This is a genomic window from Paracoccus sp. (in: a-proteobacteria), assembly GCF_030538755.1.
Lineage (GTDB): Bacteria > Pseudomonadota > Alphaproteobacteria > Rhodobacterales > Rhodobacteraceae > Paracoccus.
The window spans coordinates 29,732-45,332 of record NZ_JAUNTJ010000023.1; the positions used below are offsets into that span (position 1 = coordinate 29,732).

13 protein-coding genes and 1 pseudogene are annotated in these 15,601 nt (G+C 66.0%); 5 read left to right on the forward strand and 9 right to left on the reverse strand.

Going from position 1 to position 15,601, the window contains the following annotated elements; translation table 11 throughout:
• Positions 1-59: 59 nt before the first annotated feature.
• The 3 genes from Q4G14_RS12855 to Q4G14_RS12865 all read left to right on the forward strand — a co-directional run bounded on the left by Q4G14_RS12855 (position 60) and on the right by Q4G14_RS12865 (position 4,629).
• Positions 60-1,394, forward strand: coding sequence for a capsule biosynthesis protein (locus Q4G14_RS12855; protein ID WP_303362156.1), 1,335 nt, complete (start codon positions 60-62; stop codon positions 1,392-1,394).
• Between the two features lie 131 nt (positions 1,395-1,525).
• Entirely contained in the window at positions 1,526-2,629 is a 1,104-nt protein-coding gene (locus tag Q4G14_RS12860) for a polysaccharide biosynthesis/export family protein (protein WP_303362169.1), read from the forward strand.
• Positions 2,630-2,634: 5 nt separating this feature from the next.
• Positions 2,635-4,629, forward strand: a complete 1,995-nt coding sequence (locus Q4G14_RS12865; RefSeq protein ID WP_303362157.1) for a capsular polysaccharide biosynthesis protein — start codon at positions 2,635-2,637, stop codon at positions 4,627-4,629.
• A 69-nt stretch (positions 4,630-4,698) separates the two neighbouring features.
• Here Q4G14_RS12865 and ribD read toward each other — a convergent pair whose 3' ends face one another.
• From ribD to rpoD, 6 genes are all read right to left on the reverse strand, one after another.
• Positions 4,699-5,706, reverse strand: coding sequence for a bifunctional diaminohydroxyphosphoribosylaminopyrimidine deaminase/5-amino-6-(5-phosphoribosylamino)uracil reductase RibD (gene ribD, locus Q4G14_RS12870; protein WP_303362158.1), 1,008 nt, complete (start codon positions 5,704-5,706; stop codon positions 4,699-4,701).
• A complete protein-coding gene (gene nrdR, locus Q4G14_RS12875) occupies positions 5,703-6,164 on the reverse strand; it encodes a transcriptional regulator NrdR (RefSeq protein WP_303362159.1) in 462 nt (153 codons plus the stop codon). The genes ribD and nrdR overlap by 4 nt, the downstream gene beginning before the upstream one ends.
• A 181-nt stretch (positions 6,165-6,345) precedes the next feature.
• The gene (gene rmuC, locus Q4G14_RS12880) at positions 6,346-7,842 is read right to left on the reverse strand and encodes a DNA recombination protein RmuC (protein ID WP_303362160.1); all 1,497 of its coding nucleotides are present in this window, start codon (positions 7,840-7,842) and stop codon (positions 6,346-6,348) included.
• A gap of 153 nt (positions 7,843-7,995) precedes the next feature.
• Complete coding sequence (locus Q4G14_RS12885; protein WP_303362161.1) at positions 7,996-8,595, reverse strand: VPLPA-CTERM sorting domain-containing protein; 600 nt, start codon at positions 8,593-8,595, stop codon at positions 7,996-7,998.
• A gap of 187 nt (positions 8,596-8,782) precedes the next feature.
• Positions 8,783-9,217 carry a BLUF domain-containing protein gene (locus tag Q4G14_RS12890; RefSeq protein ID WP_303362162.1) on the reverse strand — a complete coding sequence of 145 codons (435 nt, stop codon included), beginning with the start codon at positions 9,215-9,217 and terminating at the stop codon, positions 8,783-8,785.
• Entirely contained in the window at positions 9,207-11,174 is a 1,968-nt protein-coding gene (gene rpoD / locus Q4G14_RS12895; protein WP_303362163.1) for an RNA polymerase sigma factor RpoD, read from the reverse strand. Before rpoD ends, Q4G14_RS12890 begins: the two co-directional genes overlap by 11 nt.
• A 596-nt stretch (positions 11,175-11,770) precedes the next feature.
• On the opposite strand from rpoD, the gene Q4G14_RS12900 reads away from it, so the two are divergent.
• Both Q4G14_RS12900 and Q4G14_RS12905 read left to right on the forward strand, forming a co-directional pair.
• The gene (locus tag Q4G14_RS12900; protein ID WP_303362164.1) at positions 11,771-12,385 is read left to right on the forward strand and encodes a PIN domain-containing protein; all 615 of its coding nucleotides are present in this window, start codon (positions 11,771-11,773) and stop codon (positions 12,383-12,385) included.
• A gap of 43 nt (positions 12,386-12,428) precedes the next feature.
• A complete protein-coding gene (locus Q4G14_RS12905; protein WP_303362165.1) occupies positions 12,429-12,980 on the forward strand; it encodes a MarR family winged helix-turn-helix transcriptional regulator in 552 nt (183 codons plus the stop codon).
• 114 nt (positions 12,981-13,094) lie between these two features.
• Here Q4G14_RS12905 and Q4G14_RS12910 read toward each other — a convergent pair whose 3' ends face one another.
• The 3 genes and pseudogenes from Q4G14_RS12910 to Q4G14_RS12920 form a co-directional block, all read right to left on the reverse strand.
• Positions 13,095-13,523, reverse strand: a complete 429-nt coding sequence (locus Q4G14_RS12910) for a GNAT family N-acetyltransferase (protein ID WP_303362166.1) — start codon at positions 13,521-13,523, stop codon at positions 13,095-13,097.
• Positions 13,524-13,567: 44 nt separating this feature from the next.
• Positions 13,568-14,614: a pirin family protein gene (locus Q4G14_RS12915; RefSeq protein ID WP_303362167.1), complete on the reverse strand. Its 1,047-nt coding sequence runs from the start codon at positions 14,612-14,614 to the stop codon at positions 13,568-13,570.
• A 505-nt stretch (positions 14,615-15,119) separates the two neighbouring features.
• A pseudogene (locus Q4G14_RS12920) lies at positions 15,120-15,601 on the reverse strand (aminomethyl transferase family protein); the annotation flags it as partial.

Here is a 15,601-nt window from a genome sequence, read left to right on the forward strand (position 1 = left end):
GCAGGGCATCTTGCCCTTGGCCATGTTGCCGGGGTGTCGTTGTCATTTGCGGGCAGGTCATGTTCGAAAAGGTCGTTCGCCTCTCAGATGCCGCCAATCCGCAGGGTCAGCCCCCGGCGCAGCGGCACTTTCTGATGTTGCAGGGGCCGCACGGGCCGTTCTTTGACCGGCTGGGCAGGTTGCTGCGCGATGCGGGCGCGACGGTGTGGCGGGTCGGCTTCAACGCGGGCGATTCCTTTTTCTGGCGTGACCGGGCGCATTTCATTCCCTTTACCGATCCGATTGCCGCATGGCCCGCCCGGCTGGCGCAGATCGTGCGCGACAAGGGGATCACCGACATCGTGCTGTATGGCGACGTGCGCCCGGCCCATGCGGCGGCGCGTGAACTGGCCGGCCGGCGCGGCCTGCGCCTGCATGTGTTCGAGGAAGGCTATCTGCGCCCCTTCTGGATCAGCTATGAACGCGGCGGTTCAAACGGGCATTCCGCGCTGATGAACATCCCCATCACCGAAATGCGCGCCACGCTGGCCGATGCCGGGGACGAGATGCCGCGCCCGCCTGCGCATTGGGGCGACATGCGCGAACACAAATTCTATGGCGCGCTGTATCACTTTATGATTCTGGCCGCGAACCGGCGCTTTCGCCAGTTCCGCAGCCACCGCGCCATCCCGGTGTTCGACGAATTTCGCCTGCATCTGCGCCGCCTGATCCTGTCGCCGCTGGATGCGCTGCTGCGGGCACGGGCGGTGCGCTCGATCAACGCGGGGGGCTGGCCGTTCGTTCTGGTGCTGCTGCAACTGGAACATGACAGCAATTTTCAGGCGCATTCCCCCTTTCGGCGGCAGCGCGACTTTACCGACCTGTGTTTGCGCGAATTTGCCGCACATGCGCCGCGCCACCACCGCATCGTCTTCAAGGCCCACCCGCTAGAGGACGGGCGCGGCCGAATCGTCGCCGCCATCCGCGAACAGGCCCATATGCTGGGTATTCAGGACCGGGTGCATTTCGTGCGCGGCGGCAAGCTGGCCTCGCTGCTGACGCAGGCGCGGTCGGTTATCACGGTCAATTCCACGGCGGCCCAGCAGGCGCTGTGGCGCGGCCTGCCGGTCAAGGCGCTTGGCCGCGCCGTCTATGGCAAGCCGGGGCTGGTCTCGGATCAGTCGCTGGCCGATTTCATCCGCCAGCCCGACCGCCCCAACCGCGAGGCATATCGCAGCTATCGCAGCTATCTGCTGCAAACCAGTCAGGTGCCGGGCGGCTTTTACGCGGCGCGTTCCCGCAACCATGCCTTGCGCATCATCAGCGATCTGATCCTGATGGATGATGACCCGTATGAGATGCTGGCAAACGGCCGGGCGACATTAAGGCAACAATTCGCCCTCCGCGATGGATGAGGGGTCAAAATGGTGGCGCAGACTGACCAACTTGGGTATTTTACAACGAATTACGGCCAAAACCCGCACCCCAAGCGGGAATCACGACGGGACAGGAGATTACCGAGGTGAAGTTTAACCTTTCGCGCAACATGATGCGCCTTGCGGCCCTTGCCGCACTGACACTGGTTGCGGCCTGCGCGCTGCCCCGTTCTGGCCCCAACAAGAACGAGATTTTCGGCGGCGCGGTGGAACGCGGCGGCAATACCCATGTGATCTATGTGAACGATCACGTCACCCGCGCGGCGAATTTCGCGCCGTCTTACGGCTTTTCGCGCTCGTTCCAGACGGCGGGGGCGGTTGGCGCCGATGAAATCCGCGCGGGCGACGTTCTGGGTCTGGGGATCTGGGAAAACGTCGATGACGGCCTGCTGGCCGGTCTGGGCCAAAGCGCCACGCAATTGCAGCAAATTCAGGTGGACAGCCAGGGCTATATCTTTGTGCCCTATGCCGGGCGCGTGCGCGCGGCAGGCAGCACGCCCGAACAGTTGCGTCAGTCGATCACCTCGCGCCTGTCGGCGCAGACCCCCGATCCGCAAGTCACCGTGACCCGTATGGCGGGCGACGGCGCGACCGTTTCGGTCATGGGCAAGGTGATGAGCCAGGGCGTCTATCCCATCGAACGCCCGACCCGCACCCTGTCGGCCATGCTGGCGCGCGCGGGCGGTGTGGCCATCGAACCCGAAATCGCCGTCGTCACGGTCAAGCGTGGCAGCGACAGTGGCCGCGTCTGGCTGCGCGATCTGTATGGCAGCAGCTCGAACGACATCGCCCTGCGCCCCGGCGACATCATTCTGGTCGAGGAAGATCAGCGCAGCTTTACCGCCCTTGGCGCGCTGGGCGGCCAGACCAAGGTGCCGCTGGGCAACGAACAGATCAACGCGGTCGAGGCGATCGCCATGGTCGGCGGCCTCAACTCGAACCTTGCCGACCCGACCGGCGTTTTCGTGCTGCGCGACGAACCGGAATCGGTGGCCAGCCGCGTGCTGGGCAAGCCGGTCTTCGGCACGCAGCGGATCGCCTATGTGCTGGACCTGACGCGGCCCAACGGCCTGTTCCTGGCGCGCGATTTCATTGTCCGCGACAGCGACACCATCTATGTGACCGAGGCCCCCTATGTTCAGTGGAGCAAGACCCTTTCGGCCATTACCGGCAGCGCGACCACAGCAGACCGGCTGAGCAGCATCGGCAACTGACGCGAATGCCCCTATCGTATGACGCAGCCGCCGGGGATCATCCCCGGCGGCTGTTCGCATTCAACGGCGGTTTCTGGACCCAGCCCCGCCTGCGCCGCATCCTGACGCTGGCGGGGTGGCGGCTGACCTTTGGGCTGCCCGGCCCCGGCGATCACGTCGCGATCTGGGGGGCATCCCCCACCGCATGGCGCGGGCGCGCTGTTGCAGCGCGGCGCGGCGCGCGGATCGTCACGGTCGAGGATGCGTTTTTGCGCTCGATCCTGCCGGGGCGTGCGCGGGGGCCGCTGGCCCGACGCGGGCCGATTGGCCTGTTGATTGATCCGCATGGGGTGCATTTCGACCCTTCGCAGCCTTCGTTGATTGAAACCCTGATCCCACAAGCGGCCCCACATCGCGCCGACGCCGCCGCCGCGCTGGAACACCTGCGCGCCGCCGATCTGTCGAAATACAATGCGCACCTGCCCGACGCGCCGCTGCCCGCGCCCGGTTATGTGCTGGTGATCGACCAGACGCGCGGCGATGCCTCGCTGCGGGGGGCTGGTCGGGCACTGTTTTTGCGGATGCTGGATGCGGCGCGCGACGAACATCCCGCAGCGCGCATCGTGGTCCGCGCGCATCCCGAAACGGCCGCCGGCCTGCGCCCCGGCCATCTGACCCGCGACGATCTGCGGCCGGGCGAGGAATTTTGCGATGCGCCCGTCTCGCCATGGCGGCTGGTCGAAAACGCCCGCGCCGTCTATGCCGTCAGTTCACAACTGGGATACGAGGCGCTGCTGGCCGGGCACCACCCCCGCCTGTTCGGCGCGCCGTTTTATGCGGGCTGGGGGCTGTCGGATGATGATGCCGCGCCCGCCCGAGGTCAGGCTGCGCCGCAAGATCTGTTCGCCGCCAGCCACCTGCTCGCGCCGGTCTGGTATGACCCTTGCCGCGACCGGCTGACCGATTTCCACGGCGCGCTGGATCAGATCGAAGCCGAGGCCAAGGCCTTTCGTCAGGATCGCGGCGGCCATCTGGCCTATGGGATGCGCCTGTGGAAACGCCCGGCCATCGCCAGAATCTTTGGCAACGGTGCCGGGGTGCGCTTTGCACGGCAGCCATCGGCGGCGGTGACGCTGGTCTGGGCGAACAGGGCGGAGGCCGCGCCGCAGGCGATCCGGGTCGAGGACGGTTTTCTGCGATCGCGCGGTCTGGGGGCGGCGCTGGTTCCGCCGCTGTCGCTGGTCGCGGATGACTGCGGCATTTACTATGATCCAAGCCGGGAAAGCAGGCTGGAACGCTTGATTGCCGCAGGTCCGCCGCCCGGCGGCGCGGATCGAGCGGCCCGTCTGATCGCGCAACTGACCAAGGCGGGGCTGAGCAAATACAACCTGTCCGCCGGCGCGCCCACTCTGCCGCCGCGCGATGGCCGCCGCATGATTCTGGTGCCCGGTCAGGTCGAGGATGACGCCTCGATCCGCCTTGGCGCGGGGCGCGAACAAAGCAATCTGGCCCTGTTGTCACGGGTGCGGGCCGAAAACCCCGATGCGCTGGTGATTTACAAGCCCCATCCTGATGTCGAGGCGGGCCTGCGGCCCGGCCACATCCCGCCTGCGAAATTGGCTGAATTGGCCGACGTGGTGGCGGCAGGCAGTGACCCGTTAACCCTGATCGCAGCCGTTGATGAGGTCTGGACCATCACATCCACGCTGGGCTTTGAGGCGCTGCTGCGCGGGGTGCCGGTCGTAACATTGGGCGCGCCCTTTTATGCCGGCTGGGGCCTGACGCGCGATCTTGGCCCTGTTCCCGCGCGCCGTCAGGCCCGGCCCGATCTGAACGCGCTTGCCCATGCCTGCCTGATTGCCTATCCGCGCTATTTCGACCCGATCCGTGGCCTGCCCTGCCCGCCCGAGGTCGCCATCGACCGCCTGTCTGACCCGGCCTCGTCAGTCAGCGGACCGGGCCTGAGATGGCTGGCCAAGGTTCAGGGGGCACTGGCGGGGCAAAGCTGGATCTGGCGTTAGGGGGGCTGTCTGCCCCCCCGTCGCGTTCCGCGACTCCCCCCGAGGATATTTTCCGACCAAAGATACGGGTCAAGCACGGCGCCAGATTTGCATCAGGTCGGGGCCGATCTGTCGGCTTTCGGTCAGGCGATAACGCGGCGCGTCTGCCAGCCGGTGCAAATCCAGCGAGCCGAGCGCCGGACGCCCTTCGGCCCCCAGCAGCACACCGGCGCTGTAAAGCACGATCTGATCCACAACCCCGGCGTGCAGCAGGCCCGCTGCCAACTGCCCGCCGCCTTCGCACAGCACGCGAGTCAGGCCGCGCGCGCCCAGTTCGGCCATGAATGCCGCCGGGGCTCCGCCGATGTGCCACAGGGGGCCGTGGTCCGGGCCTTGCGGCGGCAGGTCTGGCAGCGGTTGGCGGGAAACGACGATGCGCACGGGCTGTTGCTGCGGGCCGAGGCCGCGCAGGTTGAGGTTGGGTCGGTCAGCGCGGGCCGTTCCGCCGCCGACCATGATCGCGTCATGGACAAGCCGCAGGGTCTGCACATGCTGGCGCGCCATTGGGCCGGTGATCCATTGGCTTTCCCCCGAAGCCGTCGCGATTCGGCCATCAAGGCTGGTCGCCAGTTTCAGCGTCAGCATCGGGCGGCCTTGGGTGACGCGGGTCAGAAACCCGATCTGATCGGCGCGGGCAGCATCTGCGCAGACGCCCTCGGTCACAATGATCCCGGCCGCCCGCAGGCGCGCGTGGCCTTGGCCAGCGGTGCGCGGGTCCGGGTCGGTCAGCGCGGTGACGACGCGCGACACACCTGCGGCGATCAGCGCATCGGCGCAAGGCGGCGTTCGCCCGTGATGCGCGCAGGGTTCCAGCGTGACATAGGCCACCGCCCCGCGCGCCGCATCCCCGGCCTGCGCCAAAGCCATGGTTTCGGCATGAGGGCGGCCGCCCGGCTGCGTCCAGCCCCGGCCGACGACCCGGTCATTATGGACCAGCACGCAGCCGACCGCAGGGTTGGGCCAGCAATTCCCCAAGCCCCGACGCCCCAGCCGCAGCGCGTGGGCCATATGGGTCTGGTCCTGAGGCTGGACGCTCACTCTTGGCTGCTGGGCCGCAGTTCGGCCACGAATTTATCAAAGTCGCCGGCGTCCTGGAAGTTCTTGTAAACGCTGGCAAAACGGACATAGGCGACGTTATCTATGCGCGACAGGGTTTCCATCACGATTTCCCCTATCGCCTTGGAGGGGATGTCGGTTTCACCCGAACTTTCCAGCCGCCGCACGATCCCCGAGATCATCTGGTCGATCCGTTCCGGCTCGACCGGGCGTTTCTGCATCGCGATACGGATCGAGCGGGACAGCTTATCGCGGTCGAAATCTTCGCGCTTGCCGTTTGACTTGACCACGATCAGGTCGCGCAGTTGCACGCGCTCGTAAGTGGTAAAGCGTCCCGCGCAGGCCGGGCAAAAGCGGCGGCGGCGGATCGCGACGTTATCTTCGGCCGGGCGCGAGTCCTTTACCTGGGTGTCGATATTTCCGCAAAACGGGCAGCGCATCCCTTGTCCCCTGTCAGCCCCGATCCGCCACCACTATAGGCCCTGTAGCACCGCTTGGGTAGCGGGGATGCGATGCCACCAGATGCGGAGGTGCAGATTTCAACCAGATAGCGGCGTCAAAATGGTTGCTATGCGGGGCCTAACGCCCTGCTGGCGGGTCAGCCAACCCATGTCCGGTGCGTCAATCCGCCCCCTGTTCCGCCGCTTTGCTTGCCGGTTCGGGCAGCGCCGTGGCGCCGCCGTCATGGTCAAGCCCGATGCGCTTTTGCGTGCGTGCACCCAGTTCGCGCAGCATTTCGACCTGCCGGATGACATTGCCCTGCCCGCGTGTCAGCCGGTCCATCGCCTGCCCATGCGCGCGCGTGGCACCGTCCAGTGCCTTGCCCACCGCCTCAAGCGATTCGACGAAACCGGCAACCTTGTCATAAACCGCACCCGCCCGGCGGGCGATTTCCAACGCATTGTTTTCGCGCCTTTCCACCGTCCAGATATGGTCCACAGTGCGCAGCGTCAGCATCAGCGTTGTGGGCGTCGCCAGTCCGATGCGGCAATCCAGCGCAAAGCTGGCCAGATCGGGATCTGCGCGCAATGCCTCGGAAAAGGCACCTTCGATGGGGATGAACATCAGCACATAATCGACCGAGGCATCGTCCAGCCGGTCATATCCCTTGGCCGATAGCGCGGTGATGTGCGCCCGGATCGCGGCAACGTGCCGTCGCAGCGCGGCATCGCGGTCGGCCGGTTCGGCGGCATTGACCGATTGTTCATAGGCATTCAGCGACACCTTGCTGTCGATCACCAACACCTTGCCGCGCGGCATCCGAACGATCACATCCGGGCGCCAGCCCTTGCCGTCTTCGTCCCGGAAAGCAGTCTGAAGGTCGTAATGTCGCCCCTCTTCAAGGCCCGAATCTTCCAGAATTCGTTCCAGAATCATCTCGCCCCAGGCACCCTGGCGCTGTTTTTCGCCTTTCAGCGCGCGGGTCAGTTCGACGGCCTCGCGGCTGATCGCCTCGGACCGGCGATGCAGGCCCTCGATCTGTTCGCGCAGGCGTGCGCCTTCTTCGTCCAGCACCTTGTTTCGGGTTTGCAATTCCGTCTGAAACCGATGCACCTGATCGCGGAACGGCACCAGCAGGGCAGACAATTGTTCCGATTGCACGCGCCGCATATCCTCGCCCTGCGAACGCAAGGTTTCCTGCGACATCAGGCGGAACTGCCCGGTCATTTCCTCGCGCAGATCGCGCAAGGTGGCGATGTCGCGGCCCATTGCCTCGCGGTCTTTTGCGGCGCTTAACCGCGCCTCGGCCAGATCGCGTTCCAGCTTGGCCGCAGCATCGCGCGCGCGAAACAGCGCATCGGACAGGCCGTCGCGTTCTTCGGTCAGGCGCGACAACGCATCGGCACGTTCATCCAGCCGGACATCCAATTGCCCTGCCCGCAGCGCCAGATCCCGCACCGCCTGTCGTTCCCGATCCAGTTGCGGTTCCAGCGCCGCAATCCGTTCGCCAAGCCGCTGCACCTCCCCGGCCTGATGACGGGCGTCGATTTCAGCACGCGCGGCCTCCGCCAGTGTCGCCGCAAGCCGCCGCCGCGTCAGCAGATGCAGCACCAGCAGGACCACCAGCACCGCCACAACACCCGCAAGCAGCCGTGCCAGGGCATCTGCATCGGTCAAGAACGAGTTAAGCCAATCGGTCTGCATCACAACCCACAGTTTGTTCCCCTTTCGTGCCGGAACATCCCGTCTGGCGCAACCCGTTGTATAGCATTTTAACGAAAAAAGCCGCCGCACAGGGGTGCGACGGCCTTCTTCAGAATGTGAATGCGATCAGGCGCGCTGACGACGACGCAGGGCGGCAACACCACCCAGCGCGCCCAGCAGCAGCAGGCCCGTTGCGGGCAGCGGAACCGGTGCCACGCGCACGCTGTCGATGTCAAAGCTGCCAGCGCCGCGCAGGTTGCCGGTGTCGAAATGGACGAACTTCATCGCGTCCCAGATACCGTCAAAGGTAAAGGTCGCGGTCGGGTTCGCATTGCTGATCGGGGCTTCGTTAACCAAAGTCCACGAATTCGGATTCGACAGGTTGCCGACGTAAACCAGCGCCTGTTCGACCCAGCCAGCGCGGTTGTTAAAGGTCACTTCGGCCACGGTCGAGGGCGACTTGAAGCTGGTGCCGAAGGTGAAGATCACCTCGTCGAAATTCCCGATTTCAAAGAACTGCCCATCTGTCGCGCCCAGCGCGTTCAGCCCGTTCGCACGACCATTCGCGGTCGAGCGGCCAGCAGCCTGATTGTCGTCGTTATAGGTCACAGTGGTGGCATAACCATCGTTATAGCCGCCCGGACCAACGGTCACGACAGCCGCACCTGCGGCACCCGCAACCAGCGTTGCGGCCAGCGCCGCACCCAAAGCCAGTGTATTTTTCATACTCATTAACTCCTGCAAAAGCGGCAATAGCCGTCTCACCCTTAAATACCCCATGCTCACGCCGTGCAAAAGGTAAAACTTTATAAAAGGTTAAATTTTTACCGCATAAAAATCAGCGCCTTAACCAGATTCAGCGCCTAAAAGTTGAATGAATAAATCATATAATCGCGCTAAAATTGCGTAACCCTCAGGCTAAATCACCTGCCTGAAACGATATATTCTGCATAAAGCGCAAAATTTCCCGGCCATAAACCTGCTCATCCCGAATCGAGACATTCGCCGCTGCCAGCCAATCCACAATCGAGTGATCGCGCGCCCCTGTCAGCCGCATATCCCAACCCCGGAAATACCGTTCCGCCAAGGGACCGCTGCCCAGAATAACGATGTCCTGATGTCTGGGGTCCGCGTTGAGCGAGGAAACAACCTCTCTCAACGCGCTTTCCGCGCCCTCAAGCCATTGAAAGAACATACCGTCTTCGCAATGCAGCAGGCCGGTCAGCCCCAAAAGGCTGTTGCGGGCACGGGCCACCCGCGCAATATCGTCGATCCCCGCCTTATCCCAAGGATCAACGGCGAGGCTGCGGTATAAAAAATAACACAGCCTCTGATTGTCACTGGTCAAGGAAGGACCGCAACTTGCGCGAGCGTGACGGATGTTTCAGCTTGCGCAGCGCCTTGGCCTCGATCTGGCGGATGCGTTCGCGGGTCACGCTGAACTGCTGGCCGACCTCTTCCAGCGTGTGATCGGTGTTCATGCCGATGCCGAAACGCATGCGCAGCACCCGTTCTTCGCGGGGCGTCAGGCTGGCCAGAACGCGGGTCGTGGTTTCCTTCAGGTTTTCCTGAATGGCCGAATCCAGCGGCAGGACGGCGTTCTTGTCCTCGATGAAATCGCCAAGCTGGCTGTCTTCCTCGTCGCCAATCGGGGTTTCCAGCGAAATCGGTTCCTTGGCGATTTTCATCACCTTGCGGACCTTTTCCAGCGGCATTTGCAGCTTTTCGGCCAGTTCCTCGGGCGTGGGTTCGCGGCCGATTTCGTGCAGCATCTGCCGCCCCGTCCGCACCAGCTTGTTGATCGTCTCGATCATATGCACCGGGATGCGGATGGTGCGCGCCTGATCGGCGATCGAGCGCGTGATCGCCTGCCGGATCCACCAGGTCGCATAGGTGCTGAACTTATAGCCGCGGCGGTATTCGAACTTGTCCACCGCCTTCATCAGGCCGATATTGCCTTCCTGAATAAGATCAAGGAATTGCAGGCCCCGGTTGGTGTATTTCTTGGCAATCGAGATCACCAGCCGCAGGTTCGCCTCGACCATTTCCTTCTTGGCCTGACGCGCCTCTTTTTCGCCGCGCTGCACCTGATTCACGATGCGGCGGAATTCGTCGATGTCCACGCCGATATATTGACCGACCTCGGCCATCTCGCCGCGCAGCTTTTCAACCTGATCGCGCGAACGGTCGAACAGCGCCTGCCAGCCGCGCCCGGTCTGCGCCGACATGCGGTCCATCCACGCCGGGTCCAGCTCGGCCCCGCGATAGGCGTCGATGAACTCGCGCCGGTTGATGCGGGCGGCGTCGGCCAGCTTGACCATGCCGGAATCGATGCTGACGATGCGGCGGTTGATCCCGTAAATCTGGTCAACCAGCGCCTCGATCCGGTTGTTGTGCAGATGCAGCTCGTTGACCAAAGCCACGATCTCGCCGCGCAGCTTCTGATAGGCGATCTCCTCGCGCGCGGTAAAGGTGCCGTCCTCGTTCAGCGTGGCCGACATGCGCTGGTCCTGCATATGGGCCAGTTCTTCGTAATCGCGGGCAATCGCCTCAAGCGTTTCCAGAACCTTGGGCTTGAGACTGGCCTCCATCGCGGCCAGCGACAGGTTCGCGCCCTCATCCTCATCGTCGTCATCGACGGGCAGAGGGTTGCCGTCGGCATCCGTCTCGGCCTCGCGCCGGGCAGGCTGATCGGACGAGGCCTCATCCTCAAGATCGGCCTCATCGCTGTCCTCGTCCATCGACTGACCAAAGGTCGTCTCAAGGTCGATGACGTCGCGCAGCAGAATATCCTCGTCCAGCAACTCCTGCCGCCACATGGTGATGGCCTTGAAGGTCAGAGGGCTCTCGCACAGCCCCGCGATCATGGTGTTGCGCCCGGCCTCGATCCGCTTGGCGATGGCGATCTCACCCTCGCGCGACAGCAGTTCGACGCTGCCCATCTCGCGCAGATACATGCGCACGGGGTCGTCGGTGCGATCCAGCTTTTCGGTTTCCGAAGCAGCCAGCGCAACCTCGCGCCCGGTGGTGCCGGTGGTGGCGATGGCGCCGCCGTCCTGCTCCTCGGCCTCACCCTCGTCTTCGATGACGTTGATCCCCATCTCGGACAGCATGGACATCACGTCCTCGATCTGTTCCGAGCTGACCTGATCGGGCGGCAGAACCGTGTTCAGCTGGTCATAGGTGATATAGCCCCGCTCGCGCGCCTCGGCGATCATACGCTTGACGGCGGCCTGACTCATGTCCAGCGAATGGTCGGCATCGTCCTTGTCGGTCTTGGGATCGTCGTCGTCCTTGGCTGCCATCAGCGGCTCCTTCTGAGGGGGCAAAGCGATTCGGCGCGACCCGAATCACAAGGTAAGGAAAGCCAAGATATAGGGCGCGCGCGGCCCGAATCAAAGGGGGACGCAAAAGAATGATTCGCCCCTGATTCGCCCCATCTTTGGTCCTCAAATATCCTCTGGGGCGTGGGGGGCGGGGGAAGAGCCCACCCGCGCCTTGCCCCGCCACCCCCCCCCCCCGGGGCACCTCCACCCGTCACCTCTCACGACACACTCAGAACGAGAACCGACGACACACCCGAGGGGATCACAGACGTGTGCCAGCATCGTGCGCCAGCATCGACCAACATTCCGAACACCCCACATCAGACAACGGAGTCGACATGTTTGGCACTGAGCTCCTCCTGCAGGTCTTGTTGTTCTCGCTCCTTGGCATCGCGGCCCTTGTCGCGGGCGTCTCCGCACTCACTCGAACCCTCGGAGCCACATCGAGGCGGCAGGGCAACGCCCATCAAGGAATCGCCCCAGCATCCCCGGCCGGCGACCCACCACCCTCTGATGCCACACGCGAGCGCTCGTGACCGGGCCGCATGCGAACGGAAGACACACCATCGGCTTGAATGAGCGATCCGCATCATGTTGACTCGCGCGGCGCACCCTGCCCGGTATGCGCACGCGCGATGCTGTGCGGAGCTCGACCCGCACTCCCCTCCCGCGCGCCCCCGCGCATCCGGCCCGCCAGCCGTCAATGCGCGCAAGTTCGCTCGACCGGCGACGCGGACGGCCACGACGCACGGCGAGACCCACTCTTCGCCGACTCGACATCGCCGACCGCGCCGAGCGCTGCCGATGGCGCGGCGACCGTCGGAATCGGCTCGGTGCTCCTCCTCACCGAGGTACTCGCGAAGCCCCTCCGCGACGACCCCGCTTCACGCGAGGTCGCCTCGCTCACGAGCCTGTTGAGCCGCATCGAGTTGCGCGCGCTCGACACCGACACGGCCACGCTCGCCCTCGAGTTCGCCGTGTCGTATCGACTGCGCGCGGCCGATGCGACGCACGTGGCGACCGCCGTCGCCGGCGGCGCCACCATGTTCCTGACCAACAATCGCCGCGATTTCACTCGGCACACCACCGAGATCGACATCGTGTCCCCCGACGAGCTGCCCGACCCAGCCGAGCTCGCGCGCCGCTCGGGAACCACCACCATCGACTCCCCAATAAACCCCCACGGCTAAGCTGAAGGAACGTTGCGCCCCGATCGCGCGCGAAGGGAGCCGAGTGACCGCCACGTCAGAGCCGCCCCTCGACGCGAGCCCCGGCGACGACGAGCGCATCACGGCCGCCCCCGCCGGCTCGACGACGACGCCGCTCGGCGACGCGATCGACCCCGATAACTTCACGCCTCGGCTCGTCTCACTGCTGTCGAACAAGCTCGTGTGGCGCGAGTCACGCCTGCTGCGCGAGCGCTTCGATCTCGGCACGAACGACTGGCGCATCATCTCGGCGCTCGGCACGAGGCCCGGTGCGACCGTCACCGAGATCGCCGACTTCATCGCCGTCAACAAGGCGATCGTCTCGAAGAGCGTGGCGATCCTGCTCGAGCGCGGCCTCGTCGCGTCGTCGCCGCTGGCCGGGCGCTCGCGCCCGCTCTACCTCACGGCCGAGGGCGCAGCCATGCACGCGCAGATGCTGCCCATCTCGATGAGCGGGCAGCACTACATCCTCGACGGCCTCGACGCCGGCGAAGTCGAGCGCTTCAACGCGCTGCTGCGCGCGATGCTCGCCCGCACCGACGAGCCGGGGTTCCGCGGCGACGGCAGCGACAGCTGAGCGCAGCCGGCTCCGCTCCCCAACCGGACATTCACTCCCCGAGCTCAGCTCGCCCATGTCCGCCCTGGTCGTTGATTCGACGCGCGCACGCACGCGTCGCGGGCAACGTGCCGATCAGCGCTGCCGCTCGCGCACAGCCCGAAGGTGCACGTCGGTCGGCTCGACCACGTGGGCGGCGTACTCGGGGTGCTTCGGCAGCCACTTCGCGACGTAGGGGCACACGGGCACGATGCGGTAGCCGCGGGCGACCACGTCGTCGACGGCGTCCCGCACGAGTACCGACGCGAGGCCCCGGCCGCCGTAGGCCTCGTCGACGCCCGTGTGGAACAGCACGCGGTGCACGGGGCCGCCGCCGTCGGGCTCGACGTCGACGTACGATTCCTCGCCGATCACGGCCTCGCCGCGGGCACCGTCATCGCTGCCAGCGGCGGGGTCGATTCGGGCGGCCTCGTCGGTTCCGGCGCCGCCGGGCCGGCGATCAACGAGCACGTAGCGCGATTCGTCGGCCCGGTGCTGCACCTCGAAGCGGTCGTCGTCGTTCATCGTGTCGCTCCTCGCGGTCGTGTTCGTGGTCGGCGTCGCCGTCGTCAGCCATCGGATGGGGTCGCGGCGGCCCCGCCTCGATCGCGTGGGCGCAGCCGCACGGTCGGCAGCTCGGGGGCCGGCAGCGGCAACGGCTGCCCCTCGGGGAACGGGCCGAAGAGCGCGGCGTCACGGTCGTCGCCCGCACCCGCATCCGGTGCCCCACCGCGCGCGTCGACGCCGATCTCTGCCTGATAGCGGCGCCGGAACTCGACGATCTCGTCGTGGGTGCGGCCCACGAAGTTCCACCACATCACGATCTGCTCGTCGAAGGGCACGCCGCCGAGCAGGATGATGCGGGCGCCGCCGTGCCCGGCGGTGAGCGTGAGCGACGCGGCACCGGGCGGCGCAGAGCCGAGCCCGCGGTGGGCGACGGGCGTGCCATCGACGGCCACCGTGCCGGTCACGGCGAGCACCGCGTGCTCGAAATCGGCTCGCACATCGAGCGTCACCGATCGATCTGGATCGATGCGCAGTTCGGCGCCGAGCAGCTCACCCGTGCGCGTGTCGACGGGTGAACGCGAGCCGAGCAGCTCGCCGATGAACACGCGCGCCGTGAGCCCCGGTGCCTCGACCGGGTCGGGCACGAAGTGGGTGAGGCCGGGCGCGCTGAACCGCGTCGCGTCGGGCAGGGCGAACCAGAGCTGCACCCCGTGCAACACCTCGGTGTCGGGGGTGCTGAACTCGGAGTGCGTGATGCCCCGCCCCGCGAACATGAGGTTAAGCTCGCCGGGGCGCACCACGGCGGCGTTGCCGGCCGAGTCGAGGTGGTCGATGTCGCCCGTGAACAGCCACGACACCGTCGCGAGACCCGTGTGCGGGTGGCGGGGCACGCGCATCCCGCCCGTCGCCGCGACGTGGTCGGGGCCGTAGTGGTCGAGGAAACACCACGCGCCGACCATCGATCGCTCCCGCTGCGGCAGCGTGCGATGCACGGTCATGGCGCGGGGCCCGCCGAGCGGCACGAGGCGCGGTTCGAGCACCTCGACCGCGTTGCACGGTCGGCCGCGTTCGAGCACCGCCTCGTCGGGGTGCCGATCGAGATTGCTCACGGCACCACCCTGCCATCGATGCCGCGCGGACGCACCGGATGGCGGCTGAGGATCGAGACGCGGCCGCGCGCGTTGATCGCCACCGCCACCCACTCGGCTGCTGCGAGTGCAGGTCGAGGCGAACGCGCATCCGTTGAGCTGCGACGCGCGCACCGCGATCAATTCGGCCTCGGCGGCCGAGAACGCCTCGGCCGCCTTCCAGCCTCGGCTCCTTCGTCGCTCGGCCAGCGACGAGGACCTCGCTCGGTCGGCGAGACGCCCGGGCAGCTCGACCTGCGCACGAGGGGCGCTCCGCCCGAGCACGTGCGTTGTGGTGTGTGGTTCTCGGCGTGTCGCGCAGTTTTGTGCACGACACGCCGAGGAACACACACCACAACGCACGCGGGGCCTCGGCTCCTTCGTCGCTCGGCCAGCGACGCCTCCGACGGTCGAGCGAGCGGAGCGAGACGAGACCTCCCGGGGGCCTCGGCTCCTTCGTCGCTCGACCGGCGGTGTCGCGCCGCCGCTACTTCGCGCTCGAGGTGCGCCAGCCCCCCTGGTAGGTCTCGCGGGCCACGGTCGAGTAGGGCACGGGGCTCACGATCGCGCGCACGGCGAGCTGCTCGTGCGGCTCGACCGTCGTCTTGGCGCTGCCGCCGTCCGGCTCGCCCCACACGACGCGCACCTCGGCACCCTCCGGCACGTCGTGGTCGACGGTCGCGAGCGACAGGCCGCGCTTCTCGTTGGCGGTGACGCCCGTGAACAGCGACAGCCCCACGTTGTTGCCGTCGGCGTCGATCACGGCGTCGAAGTTCGACGAGCCGTAGTTGGCGTTCGGCAGGTCGAAGAACTGGTAGCCGTCGCCGTCGCGGTCGAGCACCGTCGTGAGGAGCTTCGCGAGGTCCTCGTCGTTCCACGCGAGCGTGACCTTCTTGCGCTGCGTCGCGGGGTCGATCTGCTCGAGCGCGTCGCGGCCGATGAAGTCGTGGTCGAACTTCACGAACGAGC

What these genes read in the sequence shown, in the direction of transcription:
- Q4G14_RS12900 (WP_303362164.1), top strand. Translation starts at nt 11,771, where the DNA reads ATGAGCGATCCGCATCATGTTGACTCGCGCGGCGCACCCTGCCCGGTA.
- Q4G14_RS12865 (WP_303362157.1), top strand. Translation starts at nt 2,635, where the DNA reads ATGCCCCTATCGTATGACGCAGCCGCCGGGGATCATCCCCGGCGGCTG.
- Q4G14_RS12855 (WP_303362156.1), top strand. Translation starts at nt 60, where the DNA reads ATGTTCGAAAAGGTCGTTCGCCTCTCAGATGCCGCCAATCCGCAGGGT.
- rpoD (WP_303362163.1), bottom strand. Translation starts at nt 11,174, where the DNA reads ATGGCAGCCAAGGACGACGACGATCCCAAGACCGACAAGGACGATGCC.
- nrdR (WP_303362159.1), bottom strand. Translation starts at nt 6,164, where the DNA reads ATGCGCTGCCCGTTTTGCGGAAATATCGACACCCAGGTAAAGGACTCG.
- Q4G14_RS12910 (WP_303362166.1), bottom strand. Translation starts at nt 13,523, where the DNA reads ATGAACGACGACGACCGCTTCGAGGTGCAGCACCGGGCCGACGAATCG.
- Q4G14_RS12885 (WP_303362161.1), bottom strand. Translation starts at nt 8,595, where the DNA reads ATGAAAAATACACTGGCTTTGGGTGCGGCGCTGGCCGCAACGCTGGTT.
- Q4G14_RS12860 (WP_303362169.1), top strand. Translation starts at nt 1,526, where the DNA reads ATGATGCGCCTTGCGGCCCTTGCCGCACTGACACTGGTTGCGGCCTGC.